Source organism: Colwellia chukchiensis, from assembly GCF_002104455.1.
Lineage (GTDB): Bacteria > Pseudomonadota > Gammaproteobacteria > Enterobacterales > Alteromonadaceae > Cognaticolwellia > Cognaticolwellia chukchiensis.
This window is the reverse complement of the sequence record NZ_NBOC01000003.1, coordinates 85,445-104,068: the sequence shown is the minus strand read 5'-3', so window position 1 is coordinate 104,068 and position 18,624 is coordinate 85,445. Positions and strand designations below refer to the sequence as shown.

The window sequence follows — 18,624 nt, the reverse complement described above, 5'->3', positions numbered from 1 at the left end:
AAACGATGGCGAAACTGCATGATTTTTACAAAGATACAATTGTTGCAGAACTTCAAAAGAAGTTTGAATACAAAAGTGTCATGCAAGTCCCTCGGATTGAAAAGATCACCCTTAACATGGGTGTTGGTGAAGCTATTGCTGATAAAAAAGTATTAGAACACGCCACAAATGATCTTACTGCAATCTCAGGTCAAAAGCCGGTCACGACAGTTGCACGCAAATCAGTTGCGGGCTTCAAAATTCGTGAAGGCTATCCTATAGGCACAAAGGTAACTCTACGTGGCGAACGTATGTGGGAATTTTTAGAGCGTTTAATCTCTATTTCAATTCCACGTATCCGCGATTTCCGTGGCTTGAATCCTAAGTCATTCGATGGTCGTGGTAACTACAGCATGGGCGTACGTGAGCAAATCATCTTCCCGGAAATCGATTACGATAAAATCGATAAAATTCGTGGCATGGATATCACTATCACTACTAGTGCGAAGAATAATGAAGAAGGTCACGCGTTGTTGACTGCCTTTAACTTCCCATTTAAGAAGAAGGTGTAGAGTTATGGCTAAATCGTCAATGAAAGCTCGTGAAGCAAAAAGAACCAAATTAGTTGCACAATATGCAGAAAAACGCCGTGCACTAAAAGCTATCATCTCAGGTGTAGATTCTTCAGATGAAGAACGTTGGGATGCAGTATTGAAACTTCAAAGTTTACCTCGTGATTCGAGTCGTAGTCGTCAACGTAACCGTTGTAACATTACTGGCCGTCCGCATGGATTCTTACGTAAATTCGGTTTAAGCCGAATCAAGTTGCGTGAAGCAACTATGCGTGGTGAAGTTCCAGGTCTTAAGAAAGCTAGTTGGTAATTCACGGGAGTAAATGGTTATGATGACTGATCCTATCGCGGACATGTTTACACGCATCCGCAACGGTCAAACTGCAGCAAAGACTGCAGTACAAATGCCATCTTCGAAGGTAAAAGTTGCAATTGCCAACTTGCTTAAAGAAGAAGGTTACATTTCAGATTTCTCAGTTGCAGAAGGCGCTAAGCCAGTTTTAACTGTGGAATTGAAATATTTCGAAGGTAAAGAAGTAATCGAAACAATCAAACGTGTTTCACGTCCAGGTCTTCGCGTATACAAAGGTGCTCAAGAGCTTCCTAAAGTATTAGCAGGTATGGGTATTGCTATTATTTCTACCTCAAAAGGTCTAATGACTGATCGCGCCGCTCGCAATGCGGGTCTTGGCGGTGAAGTTCTTGGTTTCGTAGAGTAAGGGAGCAGAATTATGTCTCGTGTTGCAAAAGCACCTGTCGCAATCCCTGCTGGCGTTACTATTACGTTATCAGGTCAAGACATTAAAGTTAAAGGTCCATTAGGCGAGTTGTCTCGTACGATTCATAGCGATGTGGTTGTTTCTCAAGAAGAAAACAACATCATCACTAATATCGTAGAAGGCGCAAAAGGCGCATGGGCTCAAGCCGGTACTGCACGTGCTTTGATCAATAATATGGTTGAAGGTGTTAGTAAAGGTTTTGAAAAGAAATTATTGTTAAACGGTGTTGGTTACCGTGCTAAAGCTGCAGGTAAGAACTTAAACTTATCTTTAGGCTTTTCACATCCGGTAGACCACGCAATTCCTGAAGGAATTACTGTTGAAACTCCTAGCCAAACTGAAATCGTACTGAAAGGTACTGATAAACATTTGGTCGGTCAAACTGCTGCGAATATTCGCGCTTACCGTAAGCCAGAGCCTTATAAAGGTAAAGGTATTCGTTATAGCGATGAGAATATCCGTCGTAAAGAAGCTAAGAAGAAGTAGGGTAATACTATGGATAAGAAAACATCTCGTTTGCGCCGCGCTAAACGCGCTCGTGCAAAAATCAGCGAGTTGGGTGCGAATCGTTTAGTTGTATTCCGTACTCCTCGTCATATTTACGCGCAATTGATTGCACCAACAGGTTCTGAAGTGATCGCAACTGCGTCTACTTTAGACAAAGAAGTTCGTGCTCAGTTAGAAAAAACAGGTAACGTTGAAGCAGCTACGGCTGTAGGTAAAGCGATTGCAGAACGTGCAGTGGCGAAAGGCATCACTAGTGTTGCTTTTGACCGTTCAGGTTTCCGTTACCATGGTCGCGTGAAAGCGTTAGCAGATGCAGCTCGTGAAGCTGGTCTTCAGTTTTAGGGGTTGATAATGGCTAATCATAATCAAGAAAACTCACAACAAAGTGATATGGCTGAAAAGCTAATCGCAGTTAACCGTGTTTCAAAAGTGGTTAAAGGTGGTCGTATTTTCAGTTTTACAGCATTAACCGTCGTTGGTGATGGTGCTGGCCGCGTTGGTTTTGGTTACGGTAAAGCACGTGAAGTGCCTGCTGCAATCCAAAAAGCAATGGAAAAAGCGCGTCGTAACTTAGTAACCGTAGATTTGAAGGGTACGACTCTTCAGCATGCTATCAAAGGCAAGCACTCTGGTTCTAAAGTTTTCATGCAACCAGCTTCTGAAGGTACAGGTATTATTGCCGGTGGTGCAATGCGTGCCGTACTTGAAGTGGCAGGCGTTCAGAACGTATTGTCAAAAGCATACGGTTCTACTAACCCAATAAACGTAGTTCGCGCTACTGTTTCAGCTTTAGCGAATATGCATTCGCCAGAAGCTGTTGCAGCTAAACGTGGCAAAAGCGTTTCAGATATTTTGGGGTAATTGAGCATGGCTAAAACAGTTAAAATAACTCAGTTAAAAAGTTCTATTGGTCGTTTACCGAAGCATAGAGCTACTTTAAAAGGCCTTGGTTTACGTCGTATTCGTCATACAGTAGAGTTAGAAGATACTCCATCTGTACGCGGTATGATCAATCAAGTATCTTATATGATTAAGGTGGAGGATTAATTATGCATTTAAATACTTTATCTCCTGCACCAGGTGCTAAGAAAGCCAAGAAACGCTGTGGTCGTGGTATTGGTTCTGGCATAGGTAAAACAGGTGGTCGTGGTCACAAAGGTCAGAAGTCTCGTTCTGGCGGTAGTGTACGTCCAGGTTTCGAAGGCGGTCAAATGCCATTGAAACAACGTTTACCTAAGTTTGGTTTCACTTCACGTAAATCTTTAGTTCGCGCTGAAGTACGTTTAAGTGAACTAAACAACATCACTGGTGATGTTGTCGATATCTTTGCCCTTAAAGATGCAAACTTAATTACACGTAACATAGTGTCGGTAAAAGTCATGCTTTCTGGTGAAATTACTCGTCCAATTACAGTACGTGGTTTAGGTGTTACTAAAGGTGCACGTGCGGCTATTGAAGCTGCTGGCGGAAAAATCGAGGAATAGTACACAATGGCTACACCAGGAATGGATAATAAAGCGCAAGGCGGACTGTCTGAGCTTAAACAAAGGTTATGGTTTGTATTCGGAGCGTTAGTTGTGCTTCGTTTGGGAACATTTGTGCCAATCCCTGGTATTGACGCCGCTGTATTAGCTCAGTTGTTTGAACAACAAAAGGGCACCATTGTAGAAATGTTTAACATGTTCTCCGGTGGTGCGCTTGAGCGAGCCTCTGTGTTGGCGCTAGGTATTATGCCGTACATTTCAGCTTCAATCATAATGCAATTGCTTACGGTCATGCACCCAGCAATGGCGGAATTGAAAAAAGAAGGTGAAGCAGGACGTCGTAAGATCAGTCAATATACTCGCTACGGTACGTTAGTACTAGCGACAGTACAATCAATTGCAATTGCAAGAAGTTTACCAGGAATGATGCCGGGTCTAGTGATGGACGCAGGTTTTGGTTTCTACTTTGCGGCAGTGGTAAGTTTAGTTACCGGTACCATGTTTTTAATGTGGTTAGGTGAACAAATTACTGAACGCGGCATAGGTAATGGTATTTCTATCTTAATATTTGCAGGTATTGTTGCTGGTATGCCGTCAGCTGTTGGTCAAACAGCAGAAGCGGCGCGTCAAGGTGAATTGCACTTATTAGTATTATTGCTAATTGGCGTGATTATATTTGCTACGACTTTCTTTGTGGTGTTTGTCGAGCGTGGACAACGACGTATCGTTGTTAACTACGCTAAGCGTCAGCAAGGCCGTAAGGTGTTTGCCGCGCAAAGTACGCATTTACCCTTAAAAGTAAACATGGCAGGTGTTATTCCACCAATTTTCGCCTCAAGTATTATCTTGTTCCCTGGCACGCTTGCGAGCTGGTTTGGACAAGGTGACGGTATGGTGGCTGATTTCCTACAAGAAGTATCTATTGCTATTTCTCCAGGTCAACCGCTATATGTGATGTTACTTGCTGCGGCAATAATATTTTTCTGTTTCTTTTACACGGCTCTTGTTTTCAATCCGCGTGAAACAGCAGATAACCTAAAAAAATCTGGTGCGTTTATTCCTGGGATTCGTCCTGGTGAGCAAACGTCTAAATATATCGATAAAGTAATGACTCGCTTAACCTTAGCTGGTGCGATGTACATCACCTTTATCTGTTTAGTTCCTCAATTTATTATCATGGCATGGGACGTCAATTTTTACTTTGGCGGTACATCACTACTTATTATTGTAGTTGTGATAATGGATTTTATGGCACAAGTACAAACGCATTTGATGTCTCATCAATATGACAATGTACTTAAAAAAGCAAACCTTAAGGGTTACGGCCGCTAGGCTGAGCCATTAGGTAACGGAGTATAAAATGAAAGTACGTGCATCCGTAAAAAAGATTTGTCGTAACTGTAAAGTTGTTAAGCGTGCTGGTGTTGTTCGTGTAATTTGCGAAGAGCCAAAGCATAAACAACGTCAAGGCTAAATCTTTAAGCAGTAGCATTATGCAGATAACTCTGTATAATGCCGCTTCGATTTGCAAAAAAAAGCGGCTGGTTGAGTATCCTAACGGGCTTTTCAACCGGCAAATTTTAAATTAAGAATAGGAGATGTGTTAGTGGCCCGTATCGCTGGCATTAACATCCCTGATCGTAAGCATGCAGTAATCGCCATTACTGCGATCTTCGGTATCGGTGCAACACGTGCGAAAGCAATCTGTGCAGCAACTGGTATTGCAGAGTCAACTAAGATCAGTGAATTGGACGAAGCACAAATTGATTTGCTTCGTGCAGAAGTGGATAAATACACCGTAGAAGGTGATTTACGCCGTGAAGTTTCAATGAACATTAAACGTCTTATGGATTTAGGTTGTTTCCGTGGCATTCGTCACCGTCGCAGTCTTCCTCTACGTGGTCAACGCACTAAAACAAATGCGCGTACCCGTAAAGGTCCTCGTAAGCCAATTAAGAAGTAAGAGGAACTAGACAATGGCTAAAACACCTGTACGTACGCGTAAACGCGTAAAAAAACAAGTTGCTGATGGCATGGCTCATATCCATGCTTCTTTCAACAACACAATCGTAACTCTTACCGATCGTCAAGGTAACGCCTTATCTTGGGCGACTGCTGGTGGTTCAGGTTTCCGTGGTTCACGTAAATCTACGCCATTTGCTGCGCAAGTAGCGGCAGATCGTGCTGGTAAAGCAGCACAAGAGTTTGGCTTGAAGAATATTGAAGTGTTCGTTAAAGGTCCGGGTCCAGGTCGTGAATCTGCAATCCGTGCTTTAAATGCTGCTGGTTTTAAAATCACCAACATTACAGACGTAACACCGATTCCTCATAATGGTTGTCGTCCTCCTAAGAAGCGTCGCGTTTAATCGTACTTTTTTAGGATAGTTGGAGAAAGAAAATGGCTAGATATTTAGGTCCTAAGTTAAAGCTTAGCCGCCGCGAAGGTACAGATTTGTTCCTTAAAAGCGGTGTTCGAGCAATTGACACTAAATGTAAAATCGAAACAATACCAGGTCAGCACGGCGCCCGTCGCGGTCGTTTATCTGATTACGGTATTCAGCTTCGTGAAAAACAAAAAGTTCGTCGTATATATGGCGTCCTAGAAAAACAATTCCGCAACTACTATAAAGAAGCGGCTCGTCTAAAAGGTAATACTGGTGAAAACTTATTACAACTTTTAGAAAAGCGCCTTGATAACGTAGTATACCGTATGGGCTATGCCAGCACTCGCGCTGAAGCTCGTCAACTCGTTAGCCACAAAGCTATCGTAGTGAACGGTGTTGTTGTTAATATTCCATCTTTCACTGTTAAAGCCGAAGATGTTGTTTCTGTACGTGAAAAGTCTAAAACTCAAGCGCGCATCGTCGCTGCTTTAGAGTTAGCTGAGCAACGTGAGAAGCCAGTTTGGGTTGAAGTAGATAACAAAAAACTTGAAGGCGTTTTCAAACGCGTGCCTGATCGTTCTGACTTGTCTGCCGAAATTAATGAACAGTTGATTGTTGAACTTTACTCTAAGTAAAGTTGCACTTTAAGAGAGGACATAATGCAGGGGTCAGTAACCGAATTCCTTAGACCACGATTGGTTGATATCGAAACTGTTAGCACCACGCGTGCTAAAGTAACTTTAGAGCCATTAGAACGTGGTTTTGGTCACACTTTAGGTAATGCGTTACGCCGCATTCTTTTATCTTCAATGCCAGGTTGTGCTGTAACTGAAGTTGAAATTGACGGTGTACTTCATGAATACAGCAGTAAAGAAGGTGTGCAAGAAGACATCATTGAAATACTGTTAAACCTTAAGGGACTTGCTATAAGTTTAGAAGGCAAAAATGAAGCTGTTCTTAGCTTAACTAAGTCCGGTGAAGGCCCTGTAACGGCAGGCGATATCCAACATGATGGTGATGTAGAAATTGCAAACCCAGATCATGTAATCTGTCATTTGACAGGTGATGGCTCTATCAGTATGCGTATTAAGGTTGAAATGGGACGCGGTTATGTTCCTGCTTCAGCTCGACGCGATGCCGAGGAAGAAGATCGTGCAATCGGACGTTTGTTAGTTGATGCTTCATTCAGTCCCGTTGTAAGAATTGCCTATGATGTTGACTCTGCGCGTGTAGAACAACGCACAGATTTAGACAAATTGGTCTTAGACATGGAAACTAACGGCACGTTAGATCCAGAAGAAGCAATTCGTCGCGCTTCAACAATTTTAGCTGAACAGCTAGATGCGTTTGTTGAGCTTCGAGATGTAACTGAAGTCGAACCAAAAGAGGAAAAACCACTGTTTGATCCGATTTTGCTTCGTCCTGTTGATGACCTTGAATTAACTGTTCGCAGTGCAAACTGTTTGAAAGCAGAAGCAATTCAATATATTGGCGATTTAGTACAGCGTGCTGAGGTTGAGCTTCTTAAAACACCTAATTTAGGTAAGAAGTCTTTAACTGAAATCAAAGACGTTTTGGCGTCTCGTGGCTTATCTCTGGGCATGCGCCTAGAAAATTGGCCACCAGAAAGCATAGCTGATAACGACTAAGTCGATCATCGTTTTTTAATAGTTGAGATAAGGATTAACTTATGCGTCATCGTAAAAGCGGTCGCCAGTTAAACCGTAATAGCAGTCATCGCCAGGCGATGTTCCGCAATATGGCAAGTTCTTTAGTAAAACACGGCGTTATCAAAACGACTGTTGCTAAAGCTAAAGAGTTACGTCGCGTTGTTGAGCCATTAATTACAATGGCCAAAACCGACAGTGTAGCAAATCGTCGTTTAGCATTTGCTCGCACACAAGATAAAGAAGCAGTTGGTATTTTATTTAACGAACTTGGTGCTCGTTACCAAGAACGTCCAGGTGGTTATACTCGCATTTTAAAATGTGGTTACCGTACTGGTGATAAAGCGCCTATGGCTTATGTTGAACTTGTTGACCGCCCAGCAGTAGAAGAAGCCGCTGAAGTAGTTGAAGAAGTTAACGCAGAAGCATAATTTAGTTTTACTAAGTTATTCCAAGCAATTTAAAAAGCGGAGCCTAGGCTCCGCTTTTTTCTGCCTAAAATTTAACTACTTTGGCTAAAAGCTTGACCCGCCAATCAATTCTTCGTATAACAATTGTCCGAATAAAATAAGGCTTAATTATCATGTCGTCACGAAACCCCATCATTGCTGTTACTGGCTCCTCTGGCGCAGGTACCTCGACAACGACAGAATCGTTTGAGCATATCTTTCGCACCTTAGGTATTAAGCCTGCAACTGTTGAGGGTGACAGTTTTCATCGCTATTCGCGCCAAGAAATGGATATGGCGAAGCGTAAAGCAAAAGAGCAGCAAATGAAAATTAGCTATTTTGGCGATGCCGCTAATGACTTTGATGCCTTAGAAAAGCTCTTTAAAGACTACTCAGAAACCGGCAAAGGTAAAGTGCGTCGTTATCTGCATACCTTTGATGAAGCCGTGCCCTATAATCAAATGCCAGGTACGTTTACTCCTTGGGAAGCGTTAGGCGAGGGTACAGATTTACTTTATTATGAAGGCCTACACGGTGGAGTGGTAACCGAAAAAAACGATGTTGCTAAGCATGTTGACTTGCTAATTGGCATGGTGCCGATTGTCAATTTAGAGTGGATTCAAAAAATCATCCGCGATACCAATAAGCGTGGCCATACTCGTGAATCTGTGACGGCCAGTATAGTTCGCAGTATGGAAGACTATATTTCATTTATTACGCCGCAGTTTTCTCGCACCCATGTTAATTTTCAACGGGTACCCACGGTAGATACCTCAAACCCCTTTAGTGCGAAAGCGATCCCAACACTTGATGAAAGCTTTGTGGTTATTCGCTTTCGAGATTCCACCAATGTCGACTTTCCTTATTACTTAAGCATGATCGACGGCTCATTTATGTCGAGAGTGAACACCTTAGTGGTACCCGGCGGCAAAATGGGTTTAGCGATGGAGTTAATTTTAACGCCATTAATTAAAGACTTGCTGTTTAAAAAAAATGAAGCAAACAAGCAACTTGATTGGATGAGTGACTTATAAAAAAAATAATACGCTATGCTCGATAGCGTATTACTGACTATTTTGTAACCAGCTCGTAGGCGTTGGTAGCACAGTGGCTTTATTTTTCGTCGTTGATGATCTGAAAATCGTGGCTAATATTAACGGCTTTATTTAGCATCAATGCAACAGAGCAATATTTGTCCGCTGATAAACTCACCGCCCGCTCAACATGCTTTGCATTAACATCGCGGCCTTGGATAACAAAATGCAAGTGAATGTCAGAAAATAGCCGCGGCACAGTATCGAGGCGCTTCGCTGCAATCTCTACCTTACAACCAGAAATGTTTTGCCGTGCTTTTTGCAAAATACTGACCACATCAACTGAAGAACAGCCACCTAAGGATAATAATACATTTTCTAGAGGGCTAGGGGCTAAGGCACCAGCATTGGCGTCTAAAACTAGGCTATGGCCACTCTCAGATGTTGCCATAAACAGTTCGTCGCCAATCCATTTTACTTCTGCTTTCATGATTTATTCCTAATACGGGTTAAATAACGTCAAACGTGAAGTTTACTATAGTTTGCCTAGTGCTGATATATGTCGCTTGCATGGTTACGCAATGTCGTCTCCACGAGTGCCTATAGAGATATTTATTAAGTGAAGTGGCGTATGTATGAATTGAAAGTGGCCCACCCGACAGGAATTGAACCTGTGACCGCACGCTTCGGAGGCGTGTACTCTATCCAGCTGAGCTACGGGTGGTGTAAAAGACGTTGTTGGTGATCACCAAATAACAGCCTTGTTATTAAATGTCGCTGATAAGTTGCGATTGAGCACCAGTATAACATTACTTAACTTTATACTTTCACTTTATTCATCAATAGAGCTCAAGATAAGCTAAAAGCGTTAAGCGCGGCAGATATTATAGTTTATCGATGATTATGTCTAGCAAGAATCTGTAATTTATCATGAAATTCTCCGCTAAAACCTCATAAGTTAGTGCGCGTGTTGCAAACAGAAATGCTTAAAGAAAAGCAAGCTGTTACGCATGTGCTGGCTAAAGTCTGAGTTTAATAAAATGTTAATAGATTAAGGGAAAAAGATGTACATTCAGGCTGAAGATGCCTAAAGTAGAACTATAATATCATTTATCTCAATACCCTATAAGTAATGACTTAGCTATGAAATTTTTTTCGCTTGTAATTATATTGTTATCTCAACTGGCGATCTTTGTGGTGTCAGCACAGCAATATCATACGGAAGTTATTCGCGCCGAGCTTTACAGTGGCAAAATAGAGCGAACCGGTAAGCTTGATTATAAACGTCGCTTAAATTTGTCTTTCAAAACTCGAGGTTATTTAACCTTGCTGACTATTGATGAGGGAGAGCAGTTTGCAAAAGGGCAATTGCTTGCGTCGCTTGATATTACTGAATTAAAGCAAGAAAAAAACTCTCATTATGCACAATTGATGCAAGCCAAGCGTGAAGTCACGCGCATTAGCCAACTGCTCGCTAATAACCTAGCGTCCGAGCGAGATTTAGATCAAGCAAAAACTCAGGTTGAAACCATACGCGCTGCGTATCAGGTTGCTTATTATAACTTGGAAAAAGCACAATTATACGCGCCTTTTTCGGGGGTGGTTTTAGCTCGTCATACCGAGCTGGGTGAGTTACAAGCTCCAGGTCAAATCGCATTAACAGTTGCCAAGCAAGAATGGATTATAAAAGTGGCGTTAACTGGGCAGGAAGTGAGTCAGGTCCAGCTTAATCAAGTGGTTGAGGTGACATTACACCGCATTGGCAAAGTCACAGGTTACATAAGTAAAATTCCGGCAATTGCGACTAACAATAACTTATTTACCATTGAAGTTTCCTTGCCTAAGCTGCAAGCCAGTAACGGCATCATTGCTGGTCAGCTAGCGGCAGTTAGTATCCCTTTTGACAGTAATAGCTTTGTTTATCGTTTACCCATTGCGGCGCTCGTGGCAATTGATGACGTTGGTAAAGCAATTGTTGTCGCACAAGCAGAGCAGGATGCCAAACTCTCTAAGCTTAGCTTTGATATATCTCAGCTAAGTAATGATTATGTTTACCTCAAGGCAAGCCAACAAGATAAGCCCATCAAAATCATTACCCAAGGTTGGCAGCAATTCCCAGTGGCTGAGCAATAATTACCATGCGTTTACCTCGGGCAGCAATCACCAATACCCAGTTTACCTTAACCATAGCGCTGCTCATGGTATTAGTGGGGATAGTGTCATATTTAAAAATGCCGCGCTCAGAAGATCCGCAATTTGATATTCCCATCACCTTGGTTGAAGTGATCTACCCCGGCGCCTCACCAACCGATATTGAAAGCCTAGTCGTTGACCCATTAGAAGAAGAGTTTGCCAATATTGAAGGCATAAAGAAAATCGAGTCGCAGATCAAAAACGGTGGAGCGCGATTAGAAGTTACCTTTCTTCATCAAAGCGATGCCAATGACGCCTACAATGAAGTTAAACAAGCAGTGTCTGCGGTAAAACCTAATCTACCGTCAGGTGTGCAAGATGTTTTAGTAATCAAGGCAACACCAACCAGTGTCGCCATTATTCAATTGGCGCTATGGAGTGAGCCAACTGATTACAAAACGATGGAGTTTTACGCTAAACAGCTTGAAAAAAGGCTAGAGGCTATTCAGGCGGTGAAAAAAGCTGATATTTGGGGCTACCCAAACCAAGTTGTCGCAGTTGACTTAAATTTAGCCCTGCTTAAGCATTATGGTGTTAGTGTTAGCGCTATTAACACTGCCTTAGCACAACGGGCGCGCAATATTACGCCTGGCTTTGTTGATGCGCAAATTAGGCGCTTTAATGTCAAAACCAGTGGCAACTATCAAGACATAGAGCAACTGAAAAGTACCATAGTATTTGCAAACGATAATGCCGTGATCCGTTTACAAGATGTGGCTCAGGTTAGCTTTGCCAGCCGCAGCCCGACATATTTAGCTTATTTTGATAATAAGCCAGTTATTTTTTTAACGGTTGAGCAACGAAAAAACACCAATATATTTGCCTTAACCGAACAGGTGGAACAAGCAATTGCACAATTTGCTGCCACGATGCCTGACACCTTGCATGTAAACACCATTTTTAAACAAGCTGACAGTGTTGAAAATCGCGTTAACGGCTTTTTCAATAGCTTGTGGCAAGGGTTGTTATTGGTGGGTTTTTTATCGTTGATTTTTCTCGGCAGACGCGAAGCTATAGTGGTTATTATTGCCATTCCGCTCTCGTTTCTAATCGCTATAGGTTGGCTTGATTTTATCGGCTTTGGTTTACAACAAATGTCGATAGTGGGTTTGATCATCGCGTTAGGTTTATTAGTGGATAATGCCATTGTGGTGACCGAAAGCATCCACCGAGAGAAAAGAGAGAGCACCTCTATGACCACTGCCGCGGTTATTGGCACGAGTCGTGTGGGTTGGGCCATAACCAGTGGTACGTTAACCACTATGCTGGCTTTTTTACCTATGTTAATGCTTGCCAGCGATACCGGTGACTTTATTCGCTCGATGCCAGTAACCGTGGTTCTCGTCTTGCTTGCTTCGTTATTGATTGCTTTGACGCTCACACCTTTGCTGTCAAGTAAGTTGCTGAGCCAAAAAAGCACTAAATTTAAAAGCTTACAGCACTACGCAAATACCTTTGCCTTACGAGTGTATGTGAAATGGTTGAACCGCTTAATGAATGCCAAGTTAGTGGTATTATTAACGGCTTTTATCGCGATGTTTGCCATGCTGTTATTGTTTAGCCAAGTGGGCTTAAGTTTATTTCCAAAAGCAGAAAAAGCCATGTTGTTAGTGGATGTAGAAACACCGGCTAATTCGTCATTAGACTATACCAACACCGTAATGTCGCAGATGGCAAAATTTGCTGAGCAACAACCCTATGTTAAAAAAATTGCTTTAAATGTAGGTAACTCTAATCCCAGAATTTATTACAATGAAATACCCAAGCGCGGGGTTGTTACCTATGGGCAAATGCTCTTGGTGTTAGATGCTTATGACGAACATAAAATTAGCGAACTGATCAGTACATTACGTCAAGAGTTTGGCCAGTGGCAACAAGCTAATATTACCATTAAAGAGTTTACCCAAGGGCCCGTGACTGACCAACCTGTTACCATTAGACTGATCAGTGAGTCTTTAACTGACTTAGAGCGCGTTGCGAAAGATCTGTACAAGAAAATGGCAAGCCTACCCGGCGCGATTAATTTGAATAACCCCATCGGCGTAGCCAATACAGAGCTTGTGCTGGATATTGACTATGATAAAGCTGGCTTGTCTGGCGTTGATATTGCCAGTTTAGAGCACACCATACAAACGGCATTATCAGGGAGTATTGTCGGTCAATTTAACGATGAAAACGGCGAAAATTATCCGATACTGGTACGTCGAGCTACTAGAGACTTAGCAAGTCTTGCAGATATTACCATAGTCAATAACGCTGGCGAAAACGTGCCGATTGGCCAATTTGTTGAGACTAAACTGCATAAAGGCCGAACCGATTTTTTTCATTACCAAAAGTTACGTATGGCCAAGGTGTCAGCTGATGTTGATCAAGGTTACTCAGTGCAGCAGGTAACCGATAAAATCACTCAATACTTAAATGACTATGCTTTACCACCGGGTATGTACTATCTGTTAGGTGGAGAAGAGGAGTCGCGACAAGAGTCCTTTGCCGGTTTATCACAAATTATGTTGATCACCGCAATCGGTATTTTTGCGGTATTGGTATTGCAATTTAAATCCTTCTTGCAACCGTTAGTTATCTTTACTTCAATACCCTTTGCCATGGCTGGCGCAATCTTGGGGTTATACTTAACTCAGCTGTCATTCTCTATGATGGCTTTTATTGGCTTGATCAGCTTATTTGGTATTGTGGTTAATAATGCCATCATTCTCATTGATACGGCTAATCGCAATATCGCCATTTGTGGAGATAAAAAACCGGCTATTTTATCCGCCAGTGCAACTCGTTTTACCCCAATATTATTAACTACGCTCACCACCATAGGTGGTTTATTACCGCTGACACTATTTGGCGGTAGTATGTGGAAGCCATTAGGAGTAGTGATTATTGCTGGCCTGTGTGTATCTGCCATTGCCAGTTTTATTATTGTACCCATTCTCACGGAGCTATTCACCCGAATAGAGGCTCCACAACAAACAAAAGATTAAAAAACATGGATTTTATCGGCCTAATCGGTTTTTCAATGGCAAGTGTTGCCTACCTGCTGTTTGCACTGTTGATCATTGCTGCTCGTAATCAAAGCTTGCTTGCACGTTGGTTACTTATTTGCACCTTATTTACCTTAGCGAGTAGCTTTGTCGCGGCCTTGCAAATAAAGTTTTCCTATAGTTTGCAATGGGTTATGCTCGCTGATGGCGTGAAAATAGCCTGTTGGTCTTTGTTGTTAATCTTATTTAATACCGAGCACCGAAGTTTTAGTGCTTTGGTCAGTAATTATTATGTTCGTCAATACTTAGCGGTATGGACACTCTTAATGCTAGGTTGTTGGTTAGCCAGTTATTGGCTGAATTACGCTTATGAGTATTTGTTCTTATTGTTTATTATCCTCAATTTATGGCTGTTAGTGTTACTAGAGCAACTGTATCGTAATGCTAACTTACAGGTGCGTTGGGCTATTTGGCCGTTAGTAGTTGCGCTAGCCAGCGTTGCAATTTTTGATTTTGTGCTCTTTGCGCAAGCAACAATGGTAGACGGTATCGACTTTGATTTTTGGTTTAGTCGTGGCTATTTAACACTTTTGGTTATGCCACTGCTATTAGTGAGCACGCGGCGGATAAAAAATGGCGAAGTGCGGATTTTTGTTTCTAGAAACGTGGTTTTTTACAGCTCCATGTTAATGATAGCGGGCGCTTACTTACTGCTAATGGCCTTTGCAGGTTATATCATCAACTATATTGGCGGCCAGTGGGGAGACTTTGTCAGCATCGGCTTTTTAGCGCTGAGTATTATGGTGCTAGTGGCATTGCTGATTACTGAGTCGTTGCGGCGTCGGGTTAAAGTTTTTATTGCCAAAAACTTTTTTGCTAATAAATATGAATATCGCGATGAATGGCTTAACTTGATTGAAAAAATAGAAACCTCAAGTGGTGCTAGTCACTATCAAATGGCGACACAAATTATGATGGCAAAAGTAGAAGCACATTGCGGCGCCATTGTTAAAAAAGTCTCAAAACAGCATTACCAAACCAAGTATCAACAGGGCATTATAATCGATGACGTGCTTGAAGAGCACTTGCTATCCGTAGGTGTTTTTTGTCAACAACAAGGCTGGATTGTTGATGTCAACGAATATCAAGAGCGACCACAAGTTTATCCTAGTCTAGATTTAAATCTTGCCTTATGCCGAAGTCAAAATATTCAGATCATCGTGCCTATTTTTATTGGTAAAGCCTTTTATGGGTTATTTTTATTGGCAAACGAGCAAAAAATAAAGCAATTAAACTGGGAAGATCGAGACCTATTATTTGCGGTATCTAAGCAACTGGGTAACTTTATTTCCCTGTATGAGGCAACTGATAAGCTGAGTGAGTCAAAGCAGTTTGACGCATTTAATCGTATGTCGGCGTTCTTAGTTCATGACCTTAAAAATGTGCAAGCACAACTAGCCTTGATAACTACCAACGCCGAAAAGCATCGCGATAATCCGGCGTTTATTGATGATGTGTTTGAAACTGTTGAGTCGGCAACAGAGCGACTCACGAAAGTGCTATCACAATTACGAAAAAAGCAAGTCGAGCAATCGACATACCGTAAAGTTGATCTCGCGAAAATTATTACAAACGTTGTGGCACAGTGTAATATAAGTGAGCCAAAGGTTGAATTTAATGCCCAGGGTGATTGCCACACGTTTATCAACCCTGAGTCGTTTCAGTCCGTCATGCATCACTTAATTCAAAATGCACAAGAGGCAACAAAAGATACCGGTTGGGTTAAGGTCACTATTGCAGCATTGAAGCGAAAAATTCGTATTACTATCGCGGACAATGGTTGTGGTATGAGCGCAAGTTTTATTAATGAACGCTTATTTAAGCCATTTGACACCACCAAAGGCAATGCGGGCATGGGTATAGGGGTATTTGAGGCTAAACAGTTTTTTGAAGGTATGGCAGGTACTATTGCGGTCACGAGTACCCCGAACGAAGGCACAGTGTTTACCATTGATTTACCATTAAATTTAACCAATATTATCAGTAGTGAAGATTTACCATAAGGATAGTAGCACGATGGAAAAGTTGTTAATCGTCGATGATGATAAGGGTATCCAAAAGCAACTAAAATGGAGCCTATCAGACTATGACGCTGTGTTAGCAGACGATAGAGAAAGTGCGATCGCGGCGGTGCGCCGACATGAGCCAAAAGTCATCACCTTAGACTTAGGCTTGCCGCCTGATGCTGCAAATGCGTCAGAAGGCTTAGCAGCGTTGCAAGAAATCTTGACCATAGCGCCACATTGCAAAGTTATTGTCATCACAGGTAATGATGATCGCGCTAATGCCCTAGCCGCCATTGCTGCTGGTGCCTACGACTTCTATCAAAAGCCGATCGAAAATGACGTAATAAATGTTATCGTTGCACGCGCATTTAGTGTGGCAGCAATCGAAGAAGAAAACCGCCAAATGCGGGCGGTTGCGGGCAGCGACATTGGTATCATCGGCAATAGCACCAGTATTGAGCGTTTACGCACTATGGTAAAGCGCATCGCGCCTACAAGCATTACCGCTTTGCTATTAGGTGAAAGTGGTACGGGTAAAGAGGTCACCGCCAAAGCTGTTCACCTTGCTAGCGAACGTAAAAATAAACCGTTTGTCGCCATCAATTGTGCCTCAATTCCTGAAAATTTATTAGAAAGCGAGTTGTTTGGTTTTGAAAAAGGTGCATTTACCGGCGCACATCGCACCACCAAAGGCAAAATAGAATGTGCAGAAGGGGGCACACTATTTTTAGACGAAATAGGTGATATGCCTTTTAGTTTGCAAGCTAAATTACTGCGTTTTTTACAAGAAAAGTGTATTGAGCGACTAGGCGGCCGCCAAGAAATTGCTGTTGATGTCAGGGTTGTTTGTGCGACAAATCAAAATCTTGAGCAAATGGTACAAGAAAAAACCTTTCGAGAAGATTTGTTTTATCGTGTCAGTGAGATCACCATAAACATTCCGCCACTGAGGGACAGAGAAGAAGACGTTATCATTCTTGCACAATACTTTTTGCAGCATTTTGCCACCGAGTATAAACGTAATGTTAAAAGCTTTGCAGAAGATGCATTAGCGGCAATAAAAAGTCATAAGTGGCCGGGTAATATTCGCGAGTTACAAAATAAAGTTAAAAGCTCGGTTATTATGACCACAGGTACCCAAGTAACGGCGATAGATTTAGGCTTTTTCGACCAGCAAGATCAAAACTTTGAGTTATCACTTAACTTAAGGGTAGTGCGTGAGCAAGCAGAATCTACGGCGATTCAAAAAGCCTATGCTTTAGCGGATGGCAATATTTCGAAAGCCGCAGAATTGCTGGGTGTGACTCGGCCCACCTTATACTCGTTAATCGAAAAATACCAAATTGCGATAAATAGTTAGCAGATAAATGGGTGTTATCGCGCTAACAAAGACTACCTAATACAATAAAGAATAAAACCGCTATATTAGCGGTTTTATTCTTTTATAGGGCTAAGCTGAAATAGGGCTGCGCTTAGTCGTATCTTTAGTTATCTTCACTGGTGCTGCTGGTGTTGGTATATATACGGCTTTTGTGCTTTAGCATTTTATCAACATAGCGCGCCATTTTGATTTTTTGCTTGATATTGGTGTCGAGGATTTCTTCTACTTCACGCAATATCTCTTTTATGCTTTCAACTTTTTCAGTTGAGTTTACCACCACTTGGCTCGGTTCATTGCTCGCAAGCTCGGCAACGTTAAGTGAGCCTGTTAACTCAACTTCCATCTCTTGTGCTACTTCATTGATTGCCGCAGAATCAATGCTGTCTAACTCTTCCAGAAAGCCAAATAACAATAAACGGTCGACAAAAATATTAATTTTTCGGGGCACACCGAGCGTCTTTTCGTGGATCAGGTCAAAACCTGCTTCTGAAAATAATGACTCTCTATTACAGCCAGCTTGCTGTAATCTGTGGTTAATATACTTTTGCACATCCGCTTTAGATAATGGCTTTAAGTGGGCAGAAGCAATAATGCGTTGGCGAAACTGCTCCATATTGGGTGCCTGAATTATCGCTTTGAGTTCTTCTTGGCCGAGTAAAAAGCTTTGGATCAACGGCTTATTGTCTAACTGAAAGTTGGACAGCATGCGCAGTTCTTCGACGGTTTCACTGGGCAGATTTTGCGCCTCATCAACTATCAGCAACGCTCGCTTGCCTTGTTGGTGTAATTGAATAAGAAACTGTTCAATGCCTTGTAGTAAGTCTGCTTTGCTCGCACCAGTAACGCTAATATTAAACTCAGACACTACCAATTCAAGCAATTCATGTGGGCTTAATTTTGTGGTAACAAGTTGCGCGGCAACAATACTGCTATCACCTAAATTGGATAATAAATTGCGGGCAATGGTCGTTTTTCCAGTACCAATTGGCCCAGTAACAACAATAAAGCCCTCTCCTTGATCTAAACCGTATTGCAAATAAGATAAGGCGCGTTGGTGATGACTAGACGCAAAAAAGAATTTTGGATCTGGACTTAACTGAAAAGGTCGTTCTTTAAAACCATAATAACTTTCATACATA

Annotated in this window: 22 protein-coding genes and 1 tRNA gene; 20 read left to right on the top strand and 3 right to left on the bottom strand. The window is 42.0% G+C overall.

Translation table 11 applies throughout. From position 1 onward, the window contains the following. Nucleotides 1–5 precede the first annotated feature (5 nt). The 16 genes from rplE (at nt 6) to B6K83_RS05635 (ending at nt 8,855) form a co-directional block, all read left to right on the top strand. Entirely contained in the window at nt 6–551 is a 546-nt protein-coding gene (gene rplE / locus B6K83_RS05710) for a 50S ribosomal protein L5 (protein ID WP_085284006.1), read from the top strand. Between the two features lie 4 nt (nt 552–555). After that, complete coding sequence (gene rpsN, locus B6K83_RS05705; protein ID WP_085284005.1) at nt 556–861, top strand: 30S ribosomal protein S14; 306 nt, start codon at nt 556–558, stop codon at nt 859–861. A gap of 19 nt (nt 862–880) precedes the next feature. Next, a complete protein-coding gene (rpsH, locus tag B6K83_RS05700) occupies nt 881–1,270 on the top strand; it encodes a 30S ribosomal protein S8 (protein WP_092251449.1) in 390 nt (129 codons plus the stop codon). A gap of 12 nt (nt 1,271–1,282) precedes the next feature. Beyond that, nucleotides 1,283–1,816: a 50S ribosomal protein L6 gene (gene rplF, locus B6K83_RS05695; RefSeq protein ID WP_085284003.1), complete on the top strand. Its 534-nt coding sequence runs from the start codon at nt 1,283–1,285 to the stop codon at nt 1,814–1,816. Between the two features lie 9 nt (nt 1,817–1,825). Then, nucleotides 1,826–2,179 (top strand): 50S ribosomal protein L18, encoded by a 354-nt coding sequence (gene rplR, locus B6K83_RS05690; protein ID WP_085284002.1) that lies wholly within the window; start codon nt 1,826–1,828, stop codon nt 2,177–2,179. 9 nt (nt 2,180–2,188) lie between these two features. After that, nucleotides 2,189–2,698, top strand: coding sequence for a 30S ribosomal protein S5 (rpsE, locus tag B6K83_RS05685; RefSeq protein WP_085284001.1), 510 nt, complete (start codon nt 2,189–2,191; stop codon nt 2,696–2,698). Between the two features lie 6 nt (nt 2,699–2,704). Next, complete coding sequence (rpmD, locus tag B6K83_RS05680; protein WP_081151057.1) at nt 2,705–2,884, top strand: 50S ribosomal protein L30; 180 nt, start codon at nt 2,705–2,707, stop codon at nt 2,882–2,884. Between the two features lie 2 nt (nt 2,885–2,886). After that, nucleotides 2,887–3,321, top strand: coding sequence for a 50S ribosomal protein L15 (gene rplO, locus B6K83_RS05675; protein WP_085284000.1), 435 nt, complete (start codon nt 2,887–2,889; stop codon nt 3,319–3,321). A 6-nt stretch (nt 3,322–3,327) separates the two neighbouring features. Further along, nucleotides 3,328–4,653: a preprotein translocase subunit SecY gene (secY, locus tag B6K83_RS05670; protein ID WP_085283999.1), complete on the top strand. Its 1,326-nt coding sequence runs from the start codon at nt 3,328–3,330 to the stop codon at nt 4,651–4,653. Between the two features lie 28 nt (nt 4,654–4,681). After that, nucleotides 4,682–4,795, top strand: coding sequence for a 50S ribosomal protein L36 (gene rpmJ / locus B6K83_RS05665; RefSeq protein ID WP_077287462.1), 114 nt, complete (start codon nt 4,682–4,684; stop codon nt 4,793–4,795). 132 nt (nt 4,796–4,927) lie between these two features. Further along, nucleotides 4,928–5,284: a 30S ribosomal protein S13 gene (gene rpsM, locus B6K83_RS05660; RefSeq protein WP_085283998.1), complete on the top strand. Its 357-nt coding sequence runs from the start codon at nt 4,928–4,930 to the stop codon at nt 5,282–5,284. Between the two features lie 13 nt (nt 5,285–5,297). After that, complete coding sequence (gene rpsK / locus B6K83_RS05655) at nt 5,298–5,687, top strand: 30S ribosomal protein S11 (RefSeq protein WP_076420861.1); 390 nt, start codon at nt 5,298–5,300, stop codon at nt 5,685–5,687. A 32-nt stretch (nt 5,688–5,719) separates the two neighbouring features. Continuing rightward, nucleotides 5,720–6,340 (top strand): 30S ribosomal protein S4, encoded by a 621-nt coding sequence (rpsD, locus tag B6K83_RS05650; RefSeq protein WP_085283997.1) that lies wholly within the window; start codon nt 5,720–5,722, stop codon nt 6,338–6,340. A gap of 24 nt (nt 6,341–6,364) precedes the next feature. After that, nucleotides 6,365–7,354: a DNA-directed RNA polymerase subunit alpha gene (locus B6K83_RS05645; protein WP_085283996.1), complete on the top strand. Its 990-nt coding sequence runs from the start codon at nt 6,365–6,367 to the stop codon at nt 7,352–7,354. A gap of 41 nt (nt 7,355–7,395) precedes the next feature. Beyond that, on the top strand, nt 7,396–7,803 hold the full coding sequence (rplQ, locus tag B6K83_RS05640; RefSeq protein WP_085283995.1) for a 50S ribosomal protein L17: 408 nt from the start codon (nt 7,396–7,398) through the stop codon (nt 7,801–7,803). 152 nt (nt 7,804–7,955) lie between these two features. Next, on the top strand, nt 7,956–8,855 hold the full coding sequence (locus B6K83_RS05635; RefSeq protein WP_085283994.1) for a phosphoribulokinase: 900 nt from the start codon (nt 7,956–7,958) through the stop codon (nt 8,853–8,855). Between the two features lie 79 nt (nt 8,856–8,934). Here the strand turns inward: B6K83_RS05635 and B6K83_RS05630 are convergent, their stop codons facing one another. Together B6K83_RS05630 and B6K83_RS05625 are read right to left on the bottom strand one after the other, a co-directional pair. After that, nucleotides 8,935–9,345, bottom strand: a complete 411-nt coding sequence (locus B6K83_RS05630) for an OsmC family protein (protein WP_085283993.1) — start codon at nt 9,343–9,345, stop codon at nt 8,935–8,937. Between the two features lie 157 nt (nt 9,346–9,502). Further along, a tRNA-Arg gene (locus tag B6K83_RS05625) sits at nt 9,503–9,579 on the bottom strand. Nucleotides 9,580–9,998: 419 nt separating this feature from the next. On the opposite strand from B6K83_RS05625, the gene B6K83_RS05620 reads away from it, so the two are divergent. The 4 genes from B6K83_RS05620 to prsR are packed head-to-tail and all read left to right on the top strand — an operon-like array spanning nt 9,999 to nt 17,464. Further along, nucleotides 9,999–10,988 (top strand): efflux RND transporter periplasmic adaptor subunit, encoded by a 990-nt coding sequence (locus B6K83_RS05620; protein ID WP_085283992.1) that lies wholly within the window; start codon nt 9,999–10,001, stop codon nt 10,986–10,988. Between the two features lie 5 nt (nt 10,989–10,993). Then, a complete protein-coding gene (locus B6K83_RS05615) occupies nt 10,994–14,038 on the top strand; it encodes an efflux RND transporter permease subunit (RefSeq protein ID WP_085283991.1) in 3,045 nt (1,014 codons plus the stop codon). 5 nt (nt 14,039–14,043) lie between these two features. Then, nucleotides 14,044–16,101 carry an XrtA/PEP-CTERM system histidine kinase PrsK gene (gene prsK, locus B6K83_RS05610; protein WP_085283990.1) on the top strand — a complete coding sequence of 686 codons (2,058 nt, stop codon included), beginning with the start codon at nt 14,044–14,046 and terminating at the stop codon, nt 16,099–16,101. A 13-nt stretch (nt 16,102–16,114) separates the two neighbouring features. After that, nucleotides 16,115–17,464, top strand: a complete 1,350-nt coding sequence (gene prsR, locus B6K83_RS05605; RefSeq protein WP_085283989.1) for a PEP-CTERM-box response regulator transcription factor — start codon at nt 16,115–16,117, stop codon at nt 17,462–17,464. A 124-nt stretch (nt 17,465–17,588) separates the two neighbouring features. Here the strand turns inward: prsR and B6K83_RS05600 are convergent, their stop codons facing one another. After that, a complete protein-coding gene (locus B6K83_RS05600; protein ID WP_085283988.1) occupies nt 17,589–18,623 on the bottom strand; it encodes an XrtA/PEP-CTERM system-associated ATPase in 1,035 nt (344 codons plus the stop codon). Nucleotide 18,624: the final 1 nt, after the last annotated feature.

Bases quoted from the DNA above. Each gene is read 5' to 3' on its own strand.
- B6K83_RS05630 (WP_085283993.1), bottom strand. From the start codon at position 9,345: ATGAAAGCAGAAGTAAAATGGATTGGCGACGAACTGTTTATGGCAACA.
- B6K83_RS05620 (WP_085283992.1), top strand. From the start codon at position 9,999: ATGAAATTTTTTTCGCTTGTAATTATATTGTTATCTCAACTGGCGATC.
- rpsH (WP_092251449.1), top strand. From the start codon at position 881: ATGATGACTGATCCTATCGCGGACATGTTTACACGCATCCGCAACGGT.
- rplE (WP_085284006.1), top strand. From the start codon at position 6: ATGGCGAAACTGCATGATTTTTACAAAGATACAATTGTTGCAGAACTT.
- rpmJ (WP_077287462.1), top strand. From the start codon at position 4,682: ATGAAAGTACGTGCATCCGTAAAAAAGATTTGTCGTAACTGTAAAGTT.
- rplQ (WP_085283995.1), top strand. From the start codon at position 7,396: ATGCGTCATCGTAAAAGCGGTCGCCAGTTAAACCGTAATAGCAGTCAT.
- B6K83_RS05615 (WP_085283991.1), top strand. From the start codon at position 10,994: ATGCGTTTACCTCGGGCAGCAATCACCAATACCCAGTTTACCTTAACC.
- B6K83_RS05645 (WP_085283996.1), top strand. From the start codon at position 6,365: ATGCAGGGGTCAGTAACCGAATTCCTTAGACCACGATTGGTTGATATC.
- rpsD (WP_085283997.1), top strand. From the start codon at position 5,720: ATGGCTAGATATTTAGGTCCTAAGTTAAAGCTTAGCCGCCGCGAAGGT.
- rpsN (WP_085284005.1), top strand. From the start codon at position 556: ATGGCTAAATCGTCAATGAAAGCTCGTGAAGCAAAAAGAACCAAATTA.
- rpmD (WP_081151057.1), top strand. From the start codon at position 2,705: ATGGCTAAAACAGTTAAAATAACTCAGTTAAAAAGTTCTATTGGTCGT.
- rplO (WP_085284000.1), top strand. From the start codon at position 2,887: ATGCATTTAAATACTTTATCTCCTGCACCAGGTGCTAAGAAAGCCAAG.
- rplF (WP_085284003.1), top strand. From the start codon at position 1,283: ATGTCTCGTGTTGCAAAAGCACCTGTCGCAATCCCTGCTGGCGTTACT.
- rpsK (WP_076420861.1), top strand. From the start codon at position 5,298: ATGGCTAAAACACCTGTACGTACGCGTAAACGCGTAAAAAAACAAGTT.
- prsK (WP_085283990.1), top strand. From the start codon at position 14,044: ATGGATTTTATCGGCCTAATCGGTTTTTCAATGGCAAGTGTTGCCTAC.
- rpsE (WP_085284001.1), top strand. From the start codon at position 2,189: ATGGCTAATCATAATCAAGAAAACTCACAACAAAGTGATATGGCTGAA.
- secY (WP_085283999.1), top strand. From the start codon at position 3,328: ATGGCTACACCAGGAATGGATAATAAAGCGCAAGGCGGACTGTCTGAG.
- prsR (WP_085283989.1), top strand. From the start codon at position 16,115: ATGGAAAAGTTGTTAATCGTCGATGATGATAAGGGTATCCAAAAGCAA.
- B6K83_RS05635 (WP_085283994.1), top strand. From the start codon at position 7,956: ATGTCGTCACGAAACCCCATCATTGCTGTTACTGGCTCCTCTGGCGCA.
- B6K83_RS05600 (WP_085283988.1), bottom strand. From the start codon at position 18,623: ATGTATGAAAGTTATTATGGTTTTAAAGAACGACCTTTTCAGTTAAGT.
- rplR (WP_085284002.1), top strand. From the start codon at position 1,826: ATGGATAAGAAAACATCTCGTTTGCGCCGCGCTAAACGCGCTCGTGCA.